This window comes from Acinetobacter sp. NS-4 (assembly GCF_037402435.1).
GTDB lineage: Bacteria > Pseudomonadota > Gammaproteobacteria > Pseudomonadales > Moraxellaceae > Acinetobacter.
In genome coordinates this window covers 1-23,727 of record NZ_JBBEUE010000022.1, presented here as the reverse complement: position 1 = coordinate 23,727, position 23,727 = coordinate 1, and the positions used below count along the sequence as shown (strand labels likewise).

21 protein-coding genes are annotated in these 23,727 nt (G+C 43.9%); 6 read left to right on the top strand and 15 right to left on the bottom strand.

Going from position 1 to position 23,727, the window contains the following annotated elements; all coding sequences use genetic code 11:
* Positions 1–9: 9 nt before the first annotated feature.
* The 6 genes from WAE57_RS14210 to WAE57_RS14185 all read right to left on the bottom strand — a co-directional run bounded on the left by WAE57_RS14210 (position 10) and on the right by WAE57_RS14185 (position 6,283).
* Complete coding sequence (locus WAE57_RS14210) at positions 10–783, bottom strand: enoyl-CoA hydratase (protein ID WP_171534476.1); 774 nt, start codon at positions 781–783, stop codon at positions 10–12.
* Positions 784–805: 22 nt separating this feature from the next.
* The gene (locus WAE57_RS14205; RefSeq protein WP_086176820.1) at positions 806–1,933 is read right to left on the bottom strand and encodes an acyl-CoA dehydrogenase family protein; all 1,128 of its coding nucleotides are present in this window, start codon (positions 1,931–1,933) and stop codon (positions 806–808) included.
* A 59-nt stretch (positions 1,934–1,992) separates the two neighbouring features.
* Positions 1,993–3,642 carry an AMP-binding protein gene (locus tag WAE57_RS14200; protein WP_337711082.1) on the bottom strand — a complete coding sequence of 550 codons (1,650 nt, stop codon included), beginning with the start codon at positions 3,640–3,642 and terminating at the stop codon, positions 1,993–1,995.
* 85 nt (positions 3,643–3,727) lie between these two features.
* Entirely contained in the window at positions 3,728–4,618 is an 891-nt protein-coding gene (gene mmsB, locus WAE57_RS14195; protein ID WP_337711081.1) for a 3-hydroxyisobutyrate dehydrogenase, read from the bottom strand.
* Positions 4,619–4,629: 11 nt separating this feature from the next.
* Positions 4,630–6,159, bottom strand: coding sequence for a CoA-acylating methylmalonate-semialdehyde dehydrogenase (locus WAE57_RS14190; protein WP_337711080.1), 1,530 nt, complete (start codon positions 6,157–6,159; stop codon positions 4,630–4,632).
* Positions 6,098–6,283 (bottom strand): hypothetical protein, encoded by a 186-nt coding sequence (locus tag WAE57_RS14185; protein ID WP_166171712.1) that lies wholly within the window; start codon positions 6,281–6,283, stop codon positions 6,098–6,100. The genes WAE57_RS14190 and WAE57_RS14185 overlap by 62 nt, the downstream gene beginning before the upstream one ends.
* Before the next feature lie 49 nt (positions 6,284–6,332).
* On the opposite strand from WAE57_RS14185, the gene WAE57_RS14180 reads away from it, so the two are divergent.
* Together WAE57_RS14180 and WAE57_RS14175 are read left to right on the top strand one after the other, a co-directional pair.
* A complete protein-coding gene (locus tag WAE57_RS14180; RefSeq protein ID WP_086176824.1) occupies positions 6,333–7,214 on the top strand; it encodes a LysR family transcriptional regulator in 882 nt (293 codons plus the stop codon).
* A 139-nt stretch (positions 7,215–7,353) separates the two neighbouring features.
* Positions 7,354–8,031: a type 1 glutamine amidotransferase domain-containing protein gene (locus WAE57_RS14175; RefSeq protein WP_337711079.1), complete on the top strand. Its 678-nt coding sequence runs from the start codon at positions 7,354–7,356 to the stop codon at positions 8,029–8,031.
* Positions 8,032–8,552: 521 nt separating this feature from the next.
* Here the strand turns inward: WAE57_RS14175 and WAE57_RS14170 are convergent.
* The 8 genes from WAE57_RS14170 to WAE57_RS14135 form a co-directional block, all read right to left on the bottom strand.
* Positions 8,553–9,137, bottom strand: coding sequence for a helix-turn-helix domain-containing protein (locus WAE57_RS14170; protein WP_337711078.1), 585 nt, complete (start codon positions 9,135–9,137; stop codon positions 8,553–8,555).
* Positions 9,138–9,290: 153 nt separating this feature from the next.
* Positions 9,291–10,634, bottom strand: coding sequence for a DcaP family trimeric outer membrane transporter (locus tag WAE57_RS14165; RefSeq protein WP_337711077.1), 1,344 nt, complete (start codon positions 10,632–10,634; stop codon positions 9,291–9,293).
* Positions 10,635–10,781: 147 nt separating this feature from the next.
* On the bottom strand, positions 10,782–12,419 hold the full coding sequence (gene aliA, locus WAE57_RS14160; protein WP_337711076.1) for a cyclohexanecarboxylate-CoA ligase: 1,638 nt from the start codon (positions 12,417–12,419) through the stop codon (positions 10,782–10,784).
* 150 nt (positions 12,420–12,569) lie between these two features.
* On the bottom strand, positions 12,570–13,727 hold the full coding sequence (gene aliB, locus WAE57_RS14155) for a cyclohexanecarboxyl-CoA dehydrogenase (protein ID WP_086176642.1): 1,158 nt from the start codon (positions 13,725–13,727) through the stop codon (positions 12,570–12,572).
* A gap of 13 nt (positions 13,728–13,740) precedes the next feature.
* On the bottom strand, positions 13,741–14,523 hold the full coding sequence (badI, locus tag WAE57_RS14150) for a 2-ketocyclohexanecarboxyl-CoA hydrolase (RefSeq protein WP_337711075.1): 783 nt from the start codon (positions 14,521–14,523) through the stop codon (positions 13,741–13,743).
* A gap of 114 nt (positions 14,524–14,637) precedes the next feature.
* Positions 14,638–15,405, bottom strand: coding sequence for a 2-hydroxycyclohexanecarboxyl-CoA dehydrogenase (badH, locus tag WAE57_RS14145; RefSeq protein ID WP_337711074.1), 768 nt, complete (start codon positions 15,403–15,405; stop codon positions 14,638–14,640).
* Between the two features lie 485 nt (positions 15,406–15,890).
* A complete protein-coding gene (locus WAE57_RS14140) occupies positions 15,891–17,087 on the bottom strand; it encodes an acyl-CoA dehydrogenase (RefSeq protein WP_337711073.1) in 1,197 nt (398 codons plus the stop codon).
* 24 nt (positions 17,088–17,111) lie between these two features.
* Positions 17,112–18,266 carry an acyl-CoA dehydrogenase family protein gene (locus WAE57_RS14135; protein ID WP_337711072.1) on the bottom strand — a complete coding sequence of 385 codons (1,155 nt, stop codon included), beginning with the start codon at positions 18,264–18,266 and terminating at the stop codon, positions 17,112–17,114.
* A gap of 254 nt (positions 18,267–18,520) precedes the next feature.
* On the opposite strand from WAE57_RS14135, the gene WAE57_RS14130 reads away from it, so the two are divergent.
* The 4 genes from WAE57_RS14130 (at position 18,521) to WAE57_RS14115 (ending at position 23,100) form a co-directional block, all read left to right on the top strand.
* The gene (locus WAE57_RS14130; protein ID WP_337711071.1) at positions 18,521–19,300 is read left to right on the top strand and encodes an enoyl-CoA hydratase; all 780 of its coding nucleotides are present in this window, start codon (positions 18,521–18,523) and stop codon (positions 19,298–19,300) included.
* Between the two features lie 42 nt (positions 19,301–19,342).
* Entirely contained in the window at positions 19,343–20,863 is a 1,521-nt protein-coding gene (locus tag WAE57_RS14125; RefSeq protein ID WP_337711070.1) for a 3-hydroxyacyl-CoA dehydrogenase, read from the top strand.
* Positions 20,864–20,895: 32 nt separating this feature from the next.
* Entirely contained in the window at positions 20,896–22,104 is a 1,209-nt protein-coding gene (locus WAE57_RS14120; protein ID WP_337711069.1) for a 3-oxoadipyl-CoA thiolase, read from the top strand.
* 141 nt (positions 22,105–22,245) lie between these two features.
* Complete coding sequence (locus WAE57_RS14115; RefSeq protein ID WP_337711068.1) at positions 22,246–23,100, top strand: IclR family transcriptional regulator; 855 nt, start codon at positions 22,246–22,248, stop codon at positions 23,098–23,100.
* A 176-nt stretch (positions 23,101–23,276) separates the two neighbouring features.
* Here the strand turns inward: WAE57_RS14115 and WAE57_RS14110 are convergent.
* Positions 23,277–23,727, bottom strand: a 451-nt coding sequence (locus tag WAE57_RS14110; protein ID WP_337711067.1) for an FAD-binding protein, incomplete at its 5' end; no start/stop codon positions are given.

Below are 23,727 nucleotides of genomic sequence, written 5' to 3'. Positions count from 1 at the left end.
TTATGATTTTTATTGATGGGTAAATTGGGCTGGACGTTTTTCCACAAAGGCCTGCATGCCTTCTTTCTGGTCAGCACCGGCAAAAATGGAATGGAAAACCCGGCGTTCAAAACGCAGACCTTCAGCCAGACTCACTTCAAAGGCCCGGTTAATCGACTCTTTAATCATCATCACTGCCGGCAAAGATTTCTCGGCAATCTTTTCCGCCGCTTGCAGGGTGTGTTGCAGCAGTTCTTCCTTGGCAAAGACCCGTGCCACCAGACCGCTTTGCTCGGCTTCCTGTGCTCCCATGTGTCGTGCAGTCAGACACATTTCCATAGCTTTGGCCTTGCCAATGGCCAGGGTTAAACGCTGGGTGCCGCCAATGCCGGGCAACACACCTAAGGTGACTTCAGGCAGACCAAATTTTGCATTGTCGGCACAGTAAATAAAGTCGCACATCAGCGCCAATTCGCAACCACCGCCCAAGGCATAGCCACTGACCGCGGCAATTAAAGGCTTACGGCGCTGGGCAATCCGGTCGGCCAGACTGAAAAAATCGTCCAGATAAATTTGCGGGAAAGTTAAATCGGCCATTTCCTTAATATCGGCGCCTGCTGCGAAAGCTTTTTCCGAACCGGTAATCACGATACAGCCGATGGCCGGGTCTTTTTCCAGCTGATCCAGGGCTTGATTGACCTCGACAATCAGCTGGTTATTCAGTGCATTTAATGCCTGTGGTCGATTTAAAGTAATCAATCCGACGCCGTTACGTTGTTCGAGTAAAATGGTTTGCCATTGCATGATAAAAATCCTTTTTAATTGGTTATAAACTACGTGCAATCACCAAGCGCTGAATATCGCTGGTGCCTTCATAAATCTGACAAATCCGGGCATCGCGATAAATGCGTTCAATCGGAAAATCTTTCAGATAACCATAGCCACCAAAAATCTGTAAGGCTTTGGAACAGACACGTTCGGCCATTTCCGAAGCAAATAGTTTGGCCATGGAGGCTTCAGTCAAACAGCTTTCACCAGCTTCCTTTTTACGTGCGGCAAAATGGACCAGTTGACGTGCCGCTTCAATTTCGGTGGCCATGCTGGCCAGCCTGAATGCAATCGCCTGCTGCTCAAAAATCGGTTTGCCAAAGGCCACGCGGTCATGCGCATATTTGCTGGCTTCTTCTAAAGCGGCACGCGCCAGACCGACCGCTTGTGCGGCAATACCAATCCGTCCACCTTCCAGATTGGCCAGGGCGATTTTCAGGCCTTCACCTTCTGCACCGAGTCTTAAACTTTCATGAATGCGCATATCGGTTAAGGCAATCTGACAGGTATCCGAAGCATGCAGGCCCAGTTTTTCTTCCACCCGGATCACTTCATAGCCGGGAGTATCGCGCGGAACCAGAAAAGCACTCATGCCTTTTTTACCCGCAGTCGGATCGGTGACGGCAAAGACAATAATCATTCCGGCATTATTTCCAGAAGTAATAAACTGTTTGGCACCATTGATGATGTAGTGATCGCCATCTTTGACCGCACGGGTTTTAATTGCAGCAGCATCCGAGCCAGTATGCGGTTCGGTCAGGGCAAAAGCACCAATCATTTCACCTTGGGCCAACGGCTTTAAAAATTGCTGCTTTTGCTGTTCGGTTCCGAACTTGAGAATCGGTACACAACCGACCGAATTGTGCACGCTCATAATCGCAGAAGTTGCACCATCGGCTGCGGCGATTTCTTCCAGTGCCAGCACATAAGCCAATGTGCCTGTGCCGGAACCGCCCCATTCCTCGGGAATCAGCATGCCCAGAAAACCTAACTCGCCCATTTGAGCCAACGCATCTTTGGGAAAGATGCCTTTTTGATCCCACTCGCCGGCATGTGGTTTAATCTGTTCCTGGGCAAAGCTCTTGGCCATATCCTGAATCAGGTGTTGTTCTTCCGTAAATTGCATCGATTCTTCCTTCAATCTCTTTAATTTGATCTTTTATTCAATCTGCTGGCTTTGGCTGCTTATGCTGTCTTGGCCTGCTGCTTGTTGATTTCCTGATTGCGCAGTAAAAAGCGCTGAATCTTGCCACTCGGGGTTTTCGGAAGTTCAGTCACAAATTCAATCAGACGCGGATAGGCATGGGCTGACAAGCGCTTTTTCACAAACTGTCCCAGTTCCTGTTGCAGCTCGGCAGTTGCAGGAGAATGGCTGGCCAGAATCACAAAGGCTTTAATGATTTCGGTCCGCTCTGGATCGGGTACACCTATCACCGCCGCTTCGATCACCGCGTCATGCTCCAGCAAGGCACTTTCCACATCAAACGGACCGACCCGATAACCTGAAGTGGTAATGACATCATCACTGCGTCCGACAAAACTCATACTGCCATCAGCATGAATTTCGGCGGTATCTCCGGTTAAATAGTAATGACCGACAAAAGGTGACTTGCGGCTTTCTTCATAGCCCGAAAACCACATCATCGGCGACTGGCTGATATCCACCACCAGAATGCCCGGAACATCAGCCGCTAATTCATGGCCCTGCTCATCGACAACTGCAATCCGGTAACCCGGGCTGGCAAAGCCTGCCGAACCTGAACGCACCGGATGTTCCAGTGCATGATGGTTACAGACCACCATCCCGACTTCGGTCTGGCCATAATGGTCATAAATCGGCACATCCAGCACATCTTTAAACCAGCGGATCACTTCAGGATTTAACGGCTCTCCGGCACTACTGACCACGCGCAACTTGCCGCGCAGCTGGGCCATCTGTTCAGGGTCTGCTGCCATCATCATGCGGTAAGCGGTCGGTGCACCAGCCAGATTGGTGATGCCATATTCCTTGACGATTTCGCAGACACTTTCGGCATTAAAACCGCCTTCATAAAACAGGGTCGCGTGTCCAAGCAGTAAGGGTCCGGTAATCGCATAGTACAAACCATAAGCCCAGCCCGGATCGGCAATATTCCAGAAGGCGTCGTCCTCGGTGAGACCGATGGCATTGTGCATATAGCCGGCAAAAGCAATCAGCGCTTTCAGCGGAACTTTTAACGGTTTGGCTGGCCCGGTGGTGCCCGAGGTAAACATCAGTAAAAATGGCTCATCGATACCGAGCATTTCCAGTTCACAGTTTTTCGCTTGCCGGTTCAGCACCCTCCAGAAGCTGAGATCCTGCGGATAGACTTCGGCCTGAAGTTCAGCCTGTACCGTCACAATCGGGGGACAGTTGCTGATCTCGGATAATTTTTCCCGATTGGCCAGATCAGTCACCACCAGCTTGCTTTGCGCCAGCTGAATACGATGCTCAATAGCTTTAGGGCCAAAGGCGGTAAATAAAGGCTGATACACTGCACCAATGCGCCAGGTTGCTAAAATGGTAATGATCAGCTCTGGGGTGCGCGGCAATAAGCCGGAAACGCGGTCGCCTTTACCAATGCCCTGTGACTTTAAAAAGTTGGCAAACTGACTGGAATATTTCTTCAGCTCGCGAAAGCTGTATTGTTCTTTGCGGCCATCTTTGCCATACCAGTACAAGGCAATCGCATCGGAATCGGCATGCCGGTCACAACATTCATAACAGGCATTCACTGCCTGCATCGAACCGGACAAATACTGCTTTGCCACCGCATCTAAATCAAAATTTTCAACCGTTTTTTGATAATCTAACATGTTCAACCTCAGCCTGAATTTATCGTTATTACTGACAAGGTATTGTTGATGAAGCGAATCCTTGCTCCATTGGATCATTAATTTTTTAAGCAGGTGTTGTGGTGTATTGATGCATGATGCTGGAGAAATCCAGATGGGCATGACCGTCCTGACACAGCTGTTGGTAGAGTTTTTGTACCATGCTGCCCAGAACTACCGGCTGCTCGGCCTGTTGCGCTGCATCAACCGCCAGACCCAGATCTTTCAGCATCAGTTGCGCGGCAAAACCGTCGGTATACCCCCGTGAAGACGGTGCATTGGCACAGATATCTGGCCAGGGATTATAGATTTCAGAACTCCAGCAACGTCCGGTAGAGCTGTTGATCACGCCAGCCAGCGCCTGTGGATCAATCCCCAGTTTGGCCCCGAGCGCCATTCCTTCTGCCACAGCAGTCATGGAAATACCCAGAATCAGGTTATTACAGATTTTGGCCACCTGTCCTGTTCCCACAGCGCCACAATGCACCAGATTTTTACCCATGCAGCTGAGAACCGGTTTAACCGCTTCAAAGGTGGCATCATCGGCACCGACCATAAAGGTTAAAGTGCCGTCTTTGGCCCCTAAAGTTCCACCGGATACCGGTGCATCACAGACGCGAACCTGTTTGGCCTGCGCTGCTGCGGCAATCTCTTGAATGGTTTGCGGGTCAATGGTGCTACTGTCAATACACAGGCTGCCCGCTTGAAGTACGTTCAAAATACCGTGTTCACCGAGATAGACGTCACGAACATGCTTGGCTGCGGGCAACATACTGACCACAACCTCTGCCTGCTTGGCAGCGGCTTGTGGACTGTCACAGACGATGCCACCGGCTGATGCAAAATGCTGTAGTGCTGTTTCACTGAGGTCGTAACCAAACACTTGGTGTCCTGACTTGAGCAGATTCTGCGCCATCGAGCCGCCCATATTGCCTAGACCAATAAATGCAATCTTCATGCTGATACTCCTTAACGCAGACTGATGGTGGTATTCACACCAGTAGTTTCCTGATCATCTTCAAACCAGCGGCTGGTAATGGTTTTGGTCTGGGTATAGAACTGCACTGCCTGTTTGCCATAAGGACCTAAATCGCCGAGTTTTGAACCGCGTGATCCGGTAAAGCTGAAGAAAGGTACAGGTACCGGAATTGGAATGTTAATACCGACCTGACCGATATCAATCTGGTTTTGGAATGTACGCGCCGTATTGCCATTCTGGGTAAACAGTCCAACGCCATTACCGAACGGATTGGCATTAATCAGCTCAATTGCTTGCTCTAAAGTGTCGACATGCATGATCGCCAGTACCGGGCCAAACACTTCTTCCTTATAAATGCGCATCTCGGTCGTAACATGGTTAAAAATCGTGGGACCGACAAAATTACCTTGTTCATAGCCTGGAACCTGCACATCACGCCCATCCAGCAGCAGTTCGGCGCCCTGTTCAACCCCGCTGTTAATCAGGTCCAATACGCGTGCCTTGGCACGGGTTGAAATCACCGGTCCAACATCGGTATTGGGTTCATGTCCGGCATTGACCTTTAAGGTTTTGGTTTTATTCACCAGTTCATCGACCCAGTGTTTGGTTTCACCGACCATCACTGCCACTGAAAGAGCCATACAACGCTGACCCGCCGCGCCAAAAGCTGCTCCCACCAACGCATTCAAGGTCTGTTCTTTATTGGCATCCGGCATCACCACCACATGGTTTTTGGCACCCATCATCGACTGCACACGCTTGCCATGCTGGCCTGCAAGGTTATACACATGCGTACCGACTGCGGTTGAACCGACAAAAGAAATGGCTTTGATGTCACGATGGGTACACAGCAGATCGACTACTTCTTTGCCACCATGGACCACATTCAGTACACCCGCCGGTACACCCGCCTGAATCGCCAGCTCCACCAGCATCATGGTCGACAGGGGGTCTTGTTCCGAAGGCTTTAAGACAAAGGTATTGCCGCAGACAATGGCCATCGGGAACATCCACAGGGGAATCATCGCCGGGAAGTTAAACGGGGTAATCCCCGCACAGACCCCCAGCGGCTGCTGCAAGGTGTAGGTATCGACACCGCGTGCCACGCCTTCCACATACTCCCCCATTTGCAGAGTACCGATAGAACAGGCATGCTCGACCACTTCCAGACCGCGCTGGATATCACCCTCGGCATCGGCCAGGGTTTTGCCCTGTTCAGCAGTCAAGACCTGGGCAATGCTTTTTAAATTATTACGGATCAGGTCCTGTAGTTTCAGCATAATGCGCATACGGGCCTGAATGGGGGTCTGGCGCCAGCTGGCCAAGGCATTTTGTGCAGCTGCAATCGCAGCATTGACTTCTTCAGTCGTGGCAAAAGGCACCTGACCCAAGATTTCCTGAGTCGCAGGATTGACAATATCTTGCCAATGGCTGGTTTTTGAATCGACAAATTCACCATTAATCAATAATTTGGCCGTGGTGAATCCGGTACTTTGCTGTGGATGATGAATAGCGTTCATGGTCGCTCCGTGCTGGTTTGTTATTGTCGTTGTCTCTGCCTTTACTGGCTTTTTTAACGTATTTTTTACGCTGTTTCAGCAGACTAACAAAGAACACTTTGACCACCAATAGAAATTGATGCACGATGGTTGTGCAAATATGCACAGGAATTTAACAGGATGTTAAATAGAAGATGAAAGTAGATTGGGATCATTTACGCTTTTTTTTGGTTTTGGCACGTGCTAAAACGCTCACCAATGCAGCCCGCTTGATTGGGGTCGAACACAGTACCGTGGCACGGCGCATTCAGGCGCTGGAAAGTACCTTGGGTACGCAACTGTTTAAACGCGAAGCCAGCGGTTATGAGCTGACCTCGGAAGGTTTGGCGCTGGTACCGCGTGTAGAACAGATGGAACAGTCCTTTATCCAGATTGACAAGCGGCATGACCCCTTGCAAGGTCGAGTCCGTATCGGAGCGCCGGAAGGATTCGGCACGGCATTTCTGGCCGGTCTTTTGGCAGAGTTTTCCCAGCATTATCCGTTGCTGACCATTGACCTGATTCCAGTGCCGAAAACCATTAAACTCTCGCATCGTGAAGCCGACATTGTCATTTCCATCGACCGGCCCAAATCCGGACCGTATATCATTACCCGGCTGTCGAATTACTGTCTAAAGCTGTATGGCAGTCAGCATTATTTACAGAAAAATCCGAAAATTAAAAAACTGGAAGACCTCAAGCAGCACCGCTTTGTCGATTATATTGATGATCTGGTTTATAGCGCTGCGCTGTATTCGCTGGAACGTTTACCCTTGCAGGTCAGCGCCTGCTTTCGCAGTAACAGCATTCTGGCGCAGGAGATTGCAGTGCGTGCAGGTGCCGGACTGGCGATTTTGCCACGATTTCTGGTGCATGATAAAAGCGAACTGGAAGAAGTTCTGGGCGATCAGCTGAGTTTTACCCATACTTTCTGGATGCTGACTCTGGTCGATTTACAACATGAGCCCAGAATTAAGTTAGTGTGGGATTTTTTGCGTAAACAGGCCGATGTTCAGCAAGGACTATTAATGGGCTGATAAATCACAGCTTGAATCAATTTCAATAACAACATCTCGATACAGCAAATGAACGGATCACAACAATCTACATGCCAGCGAATTGCTAAATTAACTTGCGATGATGCGTATAAACGTTAAAGAAAGACAGGAAAATAATATGAACATTCTGATGGTTTTGACTTCACATGACACGCTTGGTAAGACCACTAAGAAAACCGGCTTCTGGCTGGAAGAACTGGCTGCGCCTTACTACACCTTTGTGGATGCCGGTGCAGAAGTCACCTTGGCCTCTCCGAAAGGCGGGCAGCCACCGCTAGATCCGAAAAGCAGCGAAGCGGATGCACAAACTGAAACCACCCGGCGTTTTGAAGCGGATACATCGGCCATGCAAGCCTTGGCGAATACCCGGAAACTAAGTGAAATCTCTATTGCCGATTTTGATGCGATATTTTATCCGGGTGGTCATGGTCCATTATGGGATCTGGCCGAAGATCAGACCTCGATTTCCCTGATTGAGCAAACCCTGCAAGCCAATAAACCGCTGGCCTTGGTGTGTCATGCACCCGGCGTACTCCGTTATGCAAAAAGCACTGATGACCAGCCTATTGTAAAAGGCAAATCAGTCACAGGCTTTAGCAATACGGAAGAAAATGCTGTGGGCCTGACCGAAATTGTTCCCTTTCTGGTCGAAGACATGCTCCGGGAAAATGGAGGACAGTATTCTAAAGCTGAAGACTGGCAGGTGCATGTACAGCAAGACGGCTTACTGATTACCGGACAAAACCCGGCTTCTTCTGCTGCGACAGCAGAAGCACTATTAAAATTACTCCAATAGGGGGCATTACAGGTTAGAAAGAAGCACTAATCAGTATGTCGTTTTGATGATAATGCATAGGTTCTATTCAGATTCATCAGAATAGGCATTTTTATGGAACTGGCTTGTTTAATGTATTCAAAAGACTGAATATCTCTCGCCATAAAAGATTAATCGATGCTATGTGGTCGAAGGCATAGAATTATGAGTTCTTGCTTCAATATATTTATCAGCGTTCATTAGCGTTGTTCTATTGCTTTAATTTAATGATATATAGATAGAATTATAAAAATCTAATCTATTTTGAGTTGATAATAAAATCTTAAAATTGATTCTATCTACTACCTTTTTTATGACAACTACAACATTTAAATTTACAACCAATCGCTTAAACCAATGTACATGCCCTGATAAAAAACCTTATGTCATTTTCTGGGATGAATCAGTTAAAGGATTAGGATTAAAAACATATCTAACAAGCTTACTCAAATATCAAAGCACCTACTAGCTGCTTGCCCAAAGATAATCTCTAGATTCCAACCTTAAATATTCATGACTTGGTCAATGTAAAAGTTGATCAATTTCTCTTTATTCAGCACTGATAGTTTACAATTGTTTGAACTGATCAGCAGAGCAGCCCCATAGGTAATACTCCAAATATAAGAAAAATAATCACGCACAGAAAATCCACTTCCCACCCGTTTTAAATGCTCCGCTGTAATGTCTTTCATTTCAACAATTCTTTTTTCCCGTATCGCATATAGCTCTTGAAACAAGGCATTGAGGTTTTTTTCCTTATTGGTAATTTTTTCTTCTAAATGATGAAATTTAATTGTACGAAGCGACGCATACAAATGGTATTTCATATACGTAGATAAAAACTTATGAATATTTCCATCGTGTTGTATGGAAATTTCGAGCAGACGTTTTTCGTTTTTTATTAATATTTCAAGATATAACTGGTTTTTACTTTTAAAGTATTTATATACCGTCCCTTTTGCCAGATCTACTTGTTTTGCCAGGTCTAAAACTACCAGCTCATGTTCACTTTCAATAATGATCTGTTCTGCAGCCTCCAGAATATTATGGATATTCATCAAGTGTCTTTGCTGTTTAGCTAAATTCATAAGGAATAAACCGCGATATATTTGATAGGATTTATTATTGACTATTGAATCGTTTCAACTCATTTAAATATCCACCCTGCTATAAACCCTATTTAAGCTTTAAGCGCATAAAATGTATAACAAGATGGATAATCAAATGAACGGTATGATGAATTAAAAATCATAAATTGCCGTGAAATTCAGTCGATTATCGATACCCTTTTTATCATTAAATGTTTTACGCTCACCATACATATACTCCAGACCAAAATTCACTGGTTTCACTGGATTGTAAAATAAATTGATCCAGCCTTCTTTCAGCTCGGAATTTTGGGTTTCATCATTATGCACCAGCTGTGAAAAGGCATTATTATCATCTGCTTTCATATAGCCAAAGCCTAATGTTGAGCGGATTTTAGGCGTGATTTTTTGCGTTAAACCGACGCTAATCGCATCAAACTGATTGGCACGCATTTTATTATTTTCATCAAAGACATAGGCCATATTAGACCAAAGTAAGTTTTTGGTATCTCCTTTAATGTGGTTGTAGTCGAAACGAATTAAGGTATTTTCCGCAGCCTGATATTTTCCGCCTAATGCCATACCCCATGCTAAGAAATCATCATTGCCTTCATGATTGGTTGCTTTTTGTGTAATGAAAGCACGTCCAGAAAGCGCCAAACCATTATCAAATTTATAATTCACACGCCCAGTTGCTGATGGCAATTTTAATTTCGCATCGGGATCTGTTGTAAAATTCTGCGTACCTGTACGTGTCACCGTTTCAGCTTTCGAATCTTCCAAACTAAATGCCAAATTCAGATGAGGGTTCACAGGAACTGAATATTTGATTTGCGGAACACGGGTTAATGACCCACCGACAGAAAGTGATGCATCTACCGTTTCAGGGAAATATTCTACAGCATTAAAGTTAGACCATGTTTGACCCAAGAGCCATTGATCATAAGTCATATAGGCATGACGAATACGGAAAGTATCACGCCCAGCTCCGCCAAAAAAGTCCATTTCTACCTTACCGCCAACTGCGTGATCGCCAAGTTGAGGTGTTTTAAAATTAAAACCAAAACGTGTGGCATTTAAAGTACTTTGAAATTTATCTGAGTTTTTGCGTTCAGTCTCTGTTCCTTCCAGCGGTACAGCACTGATTAAGTTATACATGGTGCTTGGACCTTTCATTTGATAACTCATGTCCGCGCGCACATTGCCGTATAGTTCAAATTCAGCACCGCCCTTTGTCGTATGCTTTAAAATAGGTGCTGGTGATTTTTGTGGTGCAGCACTTTCAACCCATACAGGTGCAGCTGCCATTTTCTGTTCATTGAACTTTTGATCATTGGCTTTTTGCTGTTGTTGCACCAATTCCTGCAGGGCTTGGACTTGCTGCTGCAATTGTGTAACTTGCTGTTCCAAACTGACCTTTGCATGAGCCAATGACGTAAAAACCAATATGGATAAGGTCAGAGTGCTTTTAGCAAAAAGCTGTACATTTTTTTTCATTGTTAAAGTCCTTTTATTCCCCAAATGTTTAATTTTGGATACTCACATTTTTTACAGACCGAAAAAAACTATTGATAAATATAAAAAATAATATTTATCGAATAGATTTGTTCAGATTTTGGTTGGTAAAATACGTCTCTGTATTTGTTAATTCTTTAATAATTCACGAATTTTGAATTTTTGAATTTTGCCCGATGGCGTCATTGGAAGTTCATCCCAAATTTCTAGCCGTTCTGGTAAATATTGATTAGCCAGTTGATGCGTTTTCAAAAATTCCAATAGTGATGGCAGCGTCAGCTCATGTTCTGGATTTTTCAGTTTGACTACTGCACAGGCTTTTTCCCCCATACGCTCATCTGGATACGGTACTAAAGCGACTGTCGCAATCTCAGGATGTAGGTAAATAAGAGATTCAATTTCTGCAACTGGAATATTCTCCCCGCCACGGATAATCACATCTTTTTTACGTCCCGCAATGCGGATATAGCCTTGTTCATCTTGATAAGCGATATCCCCAGTATCAAACCAATCTTCGGCATCAGTTTCATTTAATTGTGGACGTTTTAAATATCCGCCAAAATTCGAACAGCAACGGATCATCAGTGTGCCCGATTGCATCGGGGATAAAGTTTTACCATCATCACCGACAATTTTCACTTCAACACCAGGCAATGGCAGTCCATCGGTATTAAATGAACGCTCGTCATCATCTTCAGGGCGCGTCATGGTCACTGCGCCGCACTCGGTCATTCCCCAGGCCGAAATCACTTTAACCCCCATATTCTGACGCGCTTTTTGCACCAAAGTACTTGGAATTGGCGCACCTGCACACAAGAATAATTTCAAACTATCTAAGGATTGATGGCTATCCAAAACAGCCTCAGATAAATCATTTAAAAATGGTGTAGATGCCATGGTAAATGACACTTGATGCTTATGAATCAGATCAATTGCGGTATTAACGTCCCATACATCTTGCAATACAGCTTTGGCTTTGAGCAATACAGGCATAATTAGGCCATACATAAAGCCCGTTTGATGTGCCATTGGCGAACCCATGAAGATCACATCATCTTTATTTAAATGCAGGCGTTTAGCATAAGGTACAATATTGGAAAATAAGGTATTTGCGGTATGCATTACACCTTTGGGTTCACCCGTGGTTCCCGAGGTAAAGACCAGCTGTGCAATATCATCTGCCGTAATAGTGACATCATTCAATGTGTTTAGAATCTGCGGATCACTGTCTAAGCCATGATTAAGCAACAATTTTTCAAAACTGTTTTCTCCCTCACCGCCGATGACAACAACATGCTCAATACTTGGAATGTTGCTTTTAAGCTGATTCGCCTGTTTTTCATAGTCAAATTTACGGAAGATTTTCGGTACGACAAAAACTTTACTTTCCGTATGTTTTAACATAAAAGAAAGTTCGCGTTCTCTGAAAATCGGCATGAGTGGATTCAACACTGCACCAATGCGTCGACAAGCAATATAAAGCAATGTGAATTCCCACCAGTTGGGCAATTGGCAAGAAACGATATCTTGTTTTTGCACCCCCAGACGCTTTAAACCCAAAGCCATTCGATTTGCTGTATGCAGCATTTCACGGTAAGTAAAGCTGGTTTCCGACTGATCTTCTGTCTTATAGCTCACTAAGCCAATTTTATCCGGATACTGGTGCACTGCTTCATTTAAGGATTGCAGGATAGTTTTATTCAGCCAGTAGCCTTCTTGAATCATTTTTTCCCTGCGAGGGGGTAAAAGAACCGCATCGAAATCCATTCCATAACTCCAATTTATAATTATCCAACCGTTTTATTTCAAACCGCTTAATTGCCAGCGCACAGCTGCTTTTCTTATTTCATTTCAATATGTGCCTATTACCCAAAAGTAAATTCAGGTAATAGACATATAAAACTGCTTCACGTTTGTTTACGCTGGCACTGCCTTACGTCCCGCTTTATGTCTGGCAATAATCGTTTTCATAATTTGCGCAGTGCCATCGCCAATTTGAAAACCAAGTACATCACGCATACGCTGTTCCATCACACCACGGTCATAACCTGCATGACCGAAAGTTAGCAAGCATTGGTGCACAACATCGTAAGCCAATTTCGGACCCCACCATTTGCACATGCCTGCTTCTGCGGTATGCGGCAAGTGATTATCTTTCAACCATAAAGTTTGTAAACATAATAAACGGGCTGCCTCGACTTGAGTTTCATAGTCCGCTAATGGATGTGAAACACCTTGGAATGCTGTCAATGGTTTACCAAAAGCTTCTCGCTGCGCAGCATATTGCCAAGCCTCATCCAAAGACACACGTGCTACAGCCAGTACTTGCAAACCAATCAATGCACGGGAAAAGTCAAAGCCCTGCATCACTTGAACGAAGCCCTTATTCTCTTCACCTAAGCGGTGATTAACCGGAACCCGCACATTGTCAAAGAAAATTGAACCACGGCCAATTGCACGCTGACCATGACAATCGAAACGGGTCGTGGTGATGCCCGGTAAATCCATCGGCACTAAAACGGCCGTCACGCCATGTGCGCCTGATTCAATCGTACCCGTACGTCCAAAAATGACCGATGCATCAGCTTGGTCGGCAGCAGAAATTGAGGTCTTTTCACCATTGAGCACGTATTCGTCGCCATCACGTTCAATTTTAAGACGCAGGCTGCCTGCATCTGAACCGCCGCGCGGCTCGGTTAATCCAATGGAAAAAATCGCTTCACCAGCAGTTAACTTGCGCAGCCATGGCTCTACTACTTCTGGATCGCCATGTTCCGCCAAAATTTGACCATTCAGTGATGCTAATAAATTGATATAAGAAAAGCTTAAATCGGCTTTTGCAACGGCTTCATGAATCACGCCAGCTGCCAATCGCCCCATGCCTTGTCCGCCATATTGTTCAGGCAATTCAGGTGCGATGAAGCCCATTTCCCCCATTTTTTTGACTAAATCACGGTCAAAAATTCGGCTTTGATCACGTTCTAAAAAACCTGGAGCAATATACTTTTGCGCAAATTTTTCAGCAGTTTCTGCTAAGAACTCTAAATCTTCAGTGATGTAAGGATTTTTACTCATGGCTTGTTTCTCCTTACTTAAAAAATTTACGGAATTCAGGTTTGCGTTTTTCTTTTAGCGCATTGACACCTTCACGCGACTCTTCTGTATCGTAATAAAGCTTCAAAGCGTACATGCCCATGCCTGCAATGCCTGCTTGATGTGCGGTATCCATGTTGAAGCTGCGTTTAGCAATGGCAATTGCCGTTGGGCTACGTTCACAAATTTCTTCTGCCCAAGCTTGTACTTCTGCGTCTAATTGATCTGCAGGTACACATTTATTGGCTAAACCAATGTCGACAGCTTCTTGACCTTTATAGCGGCGGCATAAATACCAAATTTCACGTGCTTTCTTCTCACCAACCACACGCGCTAAATACGCTGTACCAAAGCCCGGATCTACTGAACCCATTTTTGGACCCACTTGACCGAAAATTGCATTTTCAGAACAAATGGTTAAATCACAAATGGTAGCTAAAACGTTACCACCGCCAATTGCATAGCCTTGTACACGGGCAATCACTGGTTTAGGCACATCGCGAATAGCGGTATGCAGCTCTTCCATTGGCAAACCAATCGTACCGCGACCATCATAGTTTCCGTCATGTGCAGATTGATCTCCTCCGGTACAGAAGGCTTTCTCACCCGCACCCGTCAGTACAATTGCGCCGATTTCACGGTCGTAGCCTGCTTTGTTTAATGCGCGGATAATTTCGTCACAGGTTTGTCCACGAAAAGCATTCATTTTTTCTGGGCGATTAATGGTGATCCATGCCACGCCATTTTTTACTTCGTATAAAATATCTTCAAAATTCATGATCTTTTCCTTTCCTTGAAAACTACTTTTAACTTTTTACTTCATATATTTTTAGGACTTGCAAATTCAGTAGAGTCCATCGCTCATTACTTAACTCTGCGCGTTGCAAGTCACTTAACCATTCATGGTTAAACCACCAGAGACACTCAGGACTTGTCCTGTAATAAAGCTTGCGTCATCACTTAAGAAAAATGCGATAGATGAAGCCAGATCATCCGGCTGACCTAAACGGCCTAGCGGGATAGCGCGTGTAAATGCTTCACGAAGTTTTTCAGGATTCGATGCGCCTTCAGTCACGCCAGCTAAAAGTGCTGTATCTGTTGGGCCTGGACAAATTACATTGACCGTAATGTTATTGCGCGAATGCTCACGCGCTAAAGTTTTAGAGAAAGAAAGCAATCCACCCTTACACGCGGCATATACCGCTTCACCTGATGAACCCACGCGCGCTGCGTCTGATGCAATATTAACGATACGTCCTTGATTACGCTCAACCATGCCTTGGAGTACAGCGTGGTGCATGTTCAACATGCCGACTAAATTGATTTGAATCAGTTTTTCCCACTCTTCAGGAACAGATTTAATGAATGGTTTGAAGATATCCCAACCTGCATTGTTTACGAGACCATCGATTGGGCCAAGCTCAGCTTCTGTTTGCACAATCGCCTGATCAACGACTTCTTTATTGGTAATGTCGCACTGCACTGCGAGTGCATTCCCGCCTGCATTTTGAATATCCGTTACTACCTTTTGCGCAGCATCAATATTCATGTCAAATACCGCAACTTTTGCGCCTTCCTGTGCTAAGCGTTTACATGTTGCACTGCCGATACCACCAGCACCGCCTGTTACAATAATGACTTTATCCTTTAGGCCTTTCATACCAGTATCCTTTCTTCGTGTTATTCAGAATTATGATCTTCTAATCGATAAATCTAACATAGACAAAAAGAAAATTAATTTCAATTATTGATTATAATATTTTGCTATACGAAATTTTTCTAAATTAATCTAAAAAAACATATCTTATTGTTATTTATATTTATTATTTAAAATAAAGACCAAAAATAGAAATATTTTGTTACATATTTAGATATTGTTTAATTTTTAAATCATTAAATTTAAAAAATAGCATCTTTATTTCTGCATATAAATTTAAAAATGAAACTTAAATATTAAAATATTCCGTATAGTGAAATTTAATATTTTTATCATAAAAAAGCTTTAAGCTGGTCTATTGGCATAAAAAAGGCATTACAACGAAGGTAATGCCTTTAAAAAATACAGATTTTTAAAATAACGCTCAACTGCCCACTGTTTATTTTAACGGTGGATTGCTGTGTTCTTTTAAAAGTGACCGTTACGGATCAATTACAAAATGCTGGAATACCCGTTTGCGCTCGCCCGAGAATCAATGCATGCACATCATGAGTCCCTTCGTAAGTATTCACCACTTCAAGATTCACAAGATGACGTGCCACTCCAAATTCGTCAGAAATACCATTCCCCCCCATCATGTCACGAGCAACACGAGCAATATCAAGCGCCTTACCACAGTTATTTCGCTTGATCAGTGAGGTGCCTTCTACCGATGCAACACCTTCATCTTTCATACGTCCAAAACGTAGTGCTGCTTGCAAACCTAAGGCTATCTCAGTCTGCATATCTGCAAGTTTCTTTTGGATTAACTGATTGGCTGCCAATGGTCGTCCGAACTGCTTTCGATCCATAGTGTATTGGTGTGCGGTATGCCAGCAGAATTCAGCGGCACCCATGGCACCCCATGCAATGCCATAACGGGCACTGTTTAGACAAGTAAATGGACCACGCAATCCGCGTATTTCAGGGAAGGCATTTTCTTCAGGGACAAACACATTATCCATGACAATTTCACCCGTGATGGATGCACGTAAACCCACCTTGCCGTGAATTGCAGGAGCGGACAACCCTTCCCAGCCTTTCTCCAGAATAAAACCGCGGATATCACCAACATTACCCTCAGCAGAGACTTCTTTGGCCCAAACCACAAAGACATCGGCGATTGGACTGTTGGTAATCCACATTTTCGCACCTGTTAAACGGTAGCCGCCATCGACTTTTTTTGCACGGGTAATCATACTGCCAGGATCTGAGCCATGATCCGGTTCGGTTAAACCGAAGCAACCAATATATTCACCTGTTGCAAGTTTCGGCAGGTATTTCTGTTTCTGCTCTTCTGAGCCAAATTCATTAATCGGCACCATCACCAGTGAGCTTTGCACACTCGCCATAGAACGGTATCCCGAATCGACATATTCAATCTCACGCGCTACCAAGCCATAACTGACGTAGTTTAAACCTGCGCCGCCATACTGCTCTGGAATGGTCGGGCCTAGTAAACCAAGCTCCCCCATTTCACGGAAAATTTTTGGATCGGTTTGTTCATGACGGAACTGTTCCAGTACACGTGGCTGCAAGCGCTCTTGGGAATAGGCATGTGCTGAATCACGGATCATTCGCTCTTCTTCAGTGAGTTGAAGCTCTAATAAAAACGGATCTTGCCAGTTAAACTTTGCATTTTTCATTTTGTTTTTCCTCAATTTATCGTGTTATGCAGTCGCTGCTTTGATCATGTCACGCGCAATAATAATCTGCTGAATCTGGGTGGTACCTTCGTATAAACGGAACAAACGCACATCACGGTAAAAGCGTTCGATTGAATACTCACTGATATAACCTGCACCCCCATGAATCTGTAAGCAGCGGTCTGCAACACGGCCGCACATTTCTGTTGCAAACATTTTCGAGCAAGATGCTTCCGTACTGATGTTTTCACCTAAATCACGGCGGCGCGCAGCATCCAATACCATGCATTTGGCTGCATAAATTTCAGTTTTAGAGTCAGCCAGCATACCTTGAATGAGCTGGAAATTTGCAATCGGCTGGCCGAATTGCTTACGTTCAATGGCATAGTTCAAAGCATCATCAAGCATTCGCTCCGCCATACCAGCGCTATAGGCAGCAATATGCAAACGTCCTTTATCTAGGACTTTCATCGCCGTTTTAAAGCCCACACCTTCAACACCGCCAATCAGCTGATCCTTATGCACGCGGCAATTATCAAAAATTACATCACAGGTATAAGAGCCTTTTTGACCCATTTTTTTATCAATTTTACCCAGTGACAAACCTGCGGTACCAGCTTCTACCAGAAAGGCTGAAATGCCCGCTGCGCCTTTAATCTCAGGATTGGTGCGAGCCATTACAGTAAAGGTCTGCGCACGCGGAGCATTGGTGATAAAACGTTTTGTTCCATTTAACACATAGTAGTCACCATCTTTCACAGCTGATGTTTTTAATGCTGCGGCATCTGAACCTGAATCTGGTTCCGTTAAGCAGAATGAACCGATAATTTCACCGCTTGCATAGCGCGGCAGGTATTTCTGTTTCTGTTCTTCCGTACCGTCGATCAAAATACCGCTTGAACCGATACCGTTATTTGTCCCAATTAAAGAACGAAATGCAGCAGAAGTATGACCAAGCTCAAAAGCTACACGGACTTCTTCTTCCATGGTAATACCAAGGCCACCAAACTCTTCTGGAATCGTTAAACCAAAAAGCCCCATTTCACGCATTTGCTGCACAATATGTTCAGGGATCGCATCTGTTTCATCAACTTCATGCTCTAGCGGTCTTAATACAGTTTTCACAAAATCACGAAGCGTCGATAGCAACTGCTCTAACATCTGTTCGTCACGAATCATTTTTTCTCCTAGTCCATTTTTAGGATGAGACTTCCTTTAATTATCAAAATAGGCATTAAATTTCGTTATGCGAAATACATTATCAATATTTCCCTATGGTGACAATTAAAATTGTGTATATTTATAAAAATAATTACAAAAATTTGCTTTTGTTTTAGATATTTTATTTTTTATTGTCATTTTGATTGAACAATGAACAAATTTGGCTTAAATTATTTTGTAAATTTAATTTTGCTATACGGAATTTTATAAAAATGAATCAAAATGCAGTTGTTCAAATTGATTATGCACTTCCTGCAATAGCAACAATAAAAATTAACCGCCCTGAAGCTAAAAATGCACTGAATACACAAGTGCGTAAAATGCTTGCTGAGGCTGTTGCTCAGCAAGTTGAAAATCATGATATCCGCGTGATTATTTTAACTGGTGGTGATGATGTTTTTGCTGCAGGCGCTGACTTAACTGAACTTGCTGAAGCAAGTTCAATGGACATGTATTTACGCCGAACTGAACGCTACTGGCAAACCATTGCCAATTGCCCAAAACCGATTATTGCCGCAGTCAATGGTTTTGCTTTGGGTGGTGGCTGTGAACTGGCAATGCATGCCGACATTATTATTGCAGGTCAAAATGCACAATTTGGTCAGCCGGAAATTAAAGTTGGCATTATGCCTGGTGCGGGCGGCACACAGCGTTTAGTCCGCGCAGTCGGTAAATTTCAAGCTATGCGCATGATTATGACGGGCTGCCTTATATCTGCAGATGAAGCCTTCGCCATGGGGTTAGTTTCTCAAGTCACAGAGGATACTGAGACCTTAAATACCGCTTATAAAATGGCGCAGCAAATCGCCAAGCTTCCTTCAATTGCCCTAGAGCAAATTAAAGAGGCGGTTTTACTCAGTGAAGATGTGCCTTTGCATGCTGGGCTGTCCTTTGAACGTAAAGCGTTCCAATTGCTCTTCAGTACTGAAGATCAAAAAGAAGGCATGGCAGCATTTTTAGAAAAACGCAAACCAAGCTATCAAGGCAAATAATAAACATCAGCGCAACATTGATTAAACGCTATTGAGGTCAACATGGAAAGACGAATCAAAAACATTGGAGTGATCGGCGCAGGAATCATGGGAATTGGCATTGTTCAAATTGCTGTTCAAGCCAATCATCCTGTTTACTTATATGATGCACAGCCAAATGCGGCGAAAAATGCTTATGAAAAATTAAATGCGACATTCAGCCGATTGGTCGAAAAAAATAAAATTTCTCAATCTGAACTTGAACAAGCTTTATCAAACTTACATATTGTCGAAAATATTCAAGATCTGCATGCCTGTGATTTGATTATTGAAGCAATCATTGAAAAATTAGAGATCAAGCAAACGCTGATGAAACAGCTTGAGAGCATTGTCAGTCCGCAATGTATATTGGCGTCAAATACCTCCTCCCTGTCCATTACTGAAATTGCCGCTGAATGCCAGCACCCAGAACGGGTAGTTGGCTATCACTTCTTCAATCCTGTACCTTTAATGAAAGTGGTTGAAATCATTCAAGGCTTACATACCGATGCACAAATTATTGAACAGCTCTCAGAACTTGCCCGCAATATAGGACATCACCCTGTACGCACTAAAGATACTCCTGGCTTTATTATCAATCACGCAGGCCGTGCTTATGGCACTGAAGCGCTTAAAATTTTAAGTGAAAATATTGCTTCAATTCCTGCAATTGACCTTATTTTGAAAAAATCATTGGGTTTTAAAATGGGACCATTTGAGCTGCTTGATCTCACTGGCTTAGACGTTTCTCACCCTGTCATGCTGTCGATTTACAACCAGTATTTTCAAGAGCCGCGTTACCGCCCAAATGTATTAACACAGCAAATGCTGATCGGTAAAAAATTAGGGCGTAAAACAAGCGAAGGATTTTACAAATATATTGATCAAGTCAAACAAGAGATTCCGATTGTTCAAAAATATTCAGCAAATTGTCATGGCCTAAAAACAGTTTGGCTCAGCACTGAATTTAAAGATGATTTTGAAAAGCTCTCTGCATATTTAGCTCAAAAAAATATTCAGATTAATCCAAATACCCAACCAGATGCCGATGATTTGATTTTAATTGCCAATTATGGCGATGACGCAACATACAGTGCGCTGCGTTTAGGGGTCAATCCTGAACAGGTGGTCTGCATTGATATGCTGGGCAATTTTGAACACTGCCGCACTTTAATGCCAAGCCTCATTACCAAACCGAAAATGATTGAAGCTGCGCTGGATCTATTCAGCCAGCCAGACTGCGAAACCATTGTGATTGATGAAAGTCTTGGTTTTATCTCGCAGCGTGTGCTTGCCATGGTGGTCAATTTGGCATGCGATATGGCGCAGCAGAAAATCGCGACGGTTGAAGATATTAATGCTGCGGTGAAGCTTGGACTTGGCTATCCATTTGGCCCAATTGAATGGGGCGATGTGATTGGCAAAGAAAAAATATTACGGATTCTGGAACGCATCTCTAGCATTAGCCAAGATCCGCGCTATCGCCCGAGCCCATGGTTACAGCGCCGCTGCAAACTAAATTTATCACTGATGCATCAACAATAAATTTTAAATTAAAACTTCAAGGAAAGAATAGTATGAACGCTTATATTTACGATGGTTTACGTACCCCAATTGGCCGCCATGCAGGCAGTCTTGCCAGTATCCGTCCTGACAATCTGGCTGCTCTGGTCATTAAATCCTTAGTGCAAAAAACGGGCGTAGATGCTGCTGATATCGAAGAAGTGATTTTAGGAAATACCAACCAAGCCGGCGAAGATTGCAGAAATGTGGCTCGTCATGCTTTATTGCTGGCGGAGCTGCCGGTCAGTGTTGCAGCTCAAACGGTCAATCGCTTATGCGCCAGCGGTTTAGCCGCAGTGGTTGATGCAGCCCGTGCCATACACTGCGGTGAAGGCAACCTTTATATTGCCGGCGGTGTTGAAAGTATGTCACGCGCGCCCTTTGTTCTAGCCAAGGCAGAATCTGCTTACAGCCGTGACATAAAAATGTTTGATAGCACCATTGGTTCTCGTTTTCCGAATCCGATTTTAACTAAACTATATGGCAACGACTCTATGCCAGAAACCGGTGACAATGTTGCAGAAGCTTATGGCATTAGCCGTGAAGAATCCGATCGTTTTGCAGCAGCGTCACAGGCCAAATATGGACAAGCCAAACAAGACGGCTTTTTTAAAGATGAAATTTTAGCAATTGAAGTGCCGCAAGGCCGTAAAGCTCCGCCAAAAATTGTGGATGAAGATGAACACCCGCGCCCTACGTCTAACTTTGAAGCTTTACAAAAATTAAAACCTTTATTTGAAGATGGTGTTGTGACTGCTGGAAATGCCTCTGGAGTGAATGATGGTGCCGCAGCTTTACTGATTGGTAATGAAAGTATCGAAGAAAAATACGGTATTCGCCCTCTGGCTAAAATTTTAGCCTCTGCATCTTCCGGGATCGAACCGCGCATCATGGGTGCAGGCCCTATTGAAGCAATCAATAAAGCTTTAAAACGTGCCAATCTCAGCTTAGACGACATGGATATTATTGAAATTAATGAGGCCTTTGCACCGCAAGTTTTATCTTGCCTCAAAGGCTTAAATATCGAGTTTGATGATCCGCGGGTAAATCCAAATGGCGGTGCAATTGCGATTGGTCATCCATTGGGCTGCTCGGGTGCACGTCTTGCCTTGACTGCAGCGCGTGAATTAAAACGCCGCAGCAAAAAATATGCTGTCATCAGCTTGTGCATTGGGGTTGGACAAGGTTTAGCCATGGTTATTGAAAATACCCAGCTGAATTAAATGCATTTTAAAAATAAGCATTGGTCTAAATAATAAAGTTCGCTATACAGATATCTTCAAGTCAAATCTTTAAAAAGTTTTGTATAGCGAAATTTGTTGATATTATATGTTATATATTGTTTGACTAACGAATGGAACACTATGAATCATCAAGATGAGATTGCTCCTGAGCAACTAGAAAAAAAAATAAATTTAGATGAAATTCGCCTTGATCCAATTTCACATATCCATCGTGAAAATAATCCCCAATTTATTGCATCTCTTGCACGCGGCTTAGAAATTCTGCGCTGTTTTACCGCAACCACTCAAATTCTAGGTAATCAAGAACTCTCACAATTAACAGGCTTACCAAAGCCTACGATTGCACGGATTACCAATACACTGGTTTCCCTTGGTTACTTAAAACAATTACCGAATTCAACAAAATACACATTAGATACAGGTGTTTTGGCACTGGGCTATGCATCTTTATCAAATATCTCTGCGCGTATACATGCCCGTCCTTATATGGAAGAAATGGCGAAATATGCTCAAGCACCAGTAGCGATGGCAACGCGCGACCGTTTAAATATGCTGTATTTAGACGTGGTACAAGCTGAGTCAAATTTAACCATGCGTCGCCCGATTGGTTCAACAATCCCTTTACACAATACTGCAATGGGCCGCGCGTGTTTGGCTGCACTGCCTGAAAACGAACGCAATTTCATTATGGAAGCCTTATCAAAACGCCATCAAGATGAATGGCCAATGATGAGGCGGGGGCTAGAACGTTCATTTCACGATTATCGAAACTATGGTTATTGCCTTTCCTTGAGTGAATGGCACAAAGAAGTCAATTCTGTTGCTGTACCTATGGTGCATCCAATTCATGGTTTACTGGTCTTTAACTGCGGCGCACCAAGCTATTTGGTCAATCAAGAAAAGCTTGAAAATGAAATTGGGCCACGTCTGATTTACATGGTTCAAAATATTGAAGATGCGTTAAATGCGCTTTAAAAAGGCTTTTTTTTAATTCCGCGATGTCATTCCTTTGAGATCACTCTAGACTAAGATTTGATTTGACTTACCTCAGTCTATATACATTTATTTAGCTCACTTGAATTAATAGTAACCCATTAAAAAGCCAGTCTGTTTATACAGACTGGCTTTTTAATTTAAGTCATCAAATATCTTTAAATATGAGACACCAATTCCGGAACTACAGTGTTCAAGTCACCCACTAACCAGTAGTCAGCAACTGCATTGATTGGCGCTTCTTCATCTTTGTTGATCGCAACGATCACTTTAGACTCTTTCATACCTGCCAAATGCTGAATCGCACCAGAAATACCTACAGCGATGTATAGCTCAGGCGCAACGATTTTACCCGTTTGACCCACTTGCATGTCGTTAGGAACAAAGCCAGCGTCAACTGCAGCACGTGAAGCACCTTGCGCAGCGCCAAGTTTATCCGCTAATGGATCCAGGATTTTGTGATAGTTTTCACCTGAACCCACACCACGACCACCAGAAACAACGATGCGTGCAGCAGTTAATTCTGGACGTTCAGATTTAACGATTTCTTCTGAAACGAATTTAGAGATGCCAGCATCGCCTTGTGACGCAGCTGCTTCAACAGCAGCT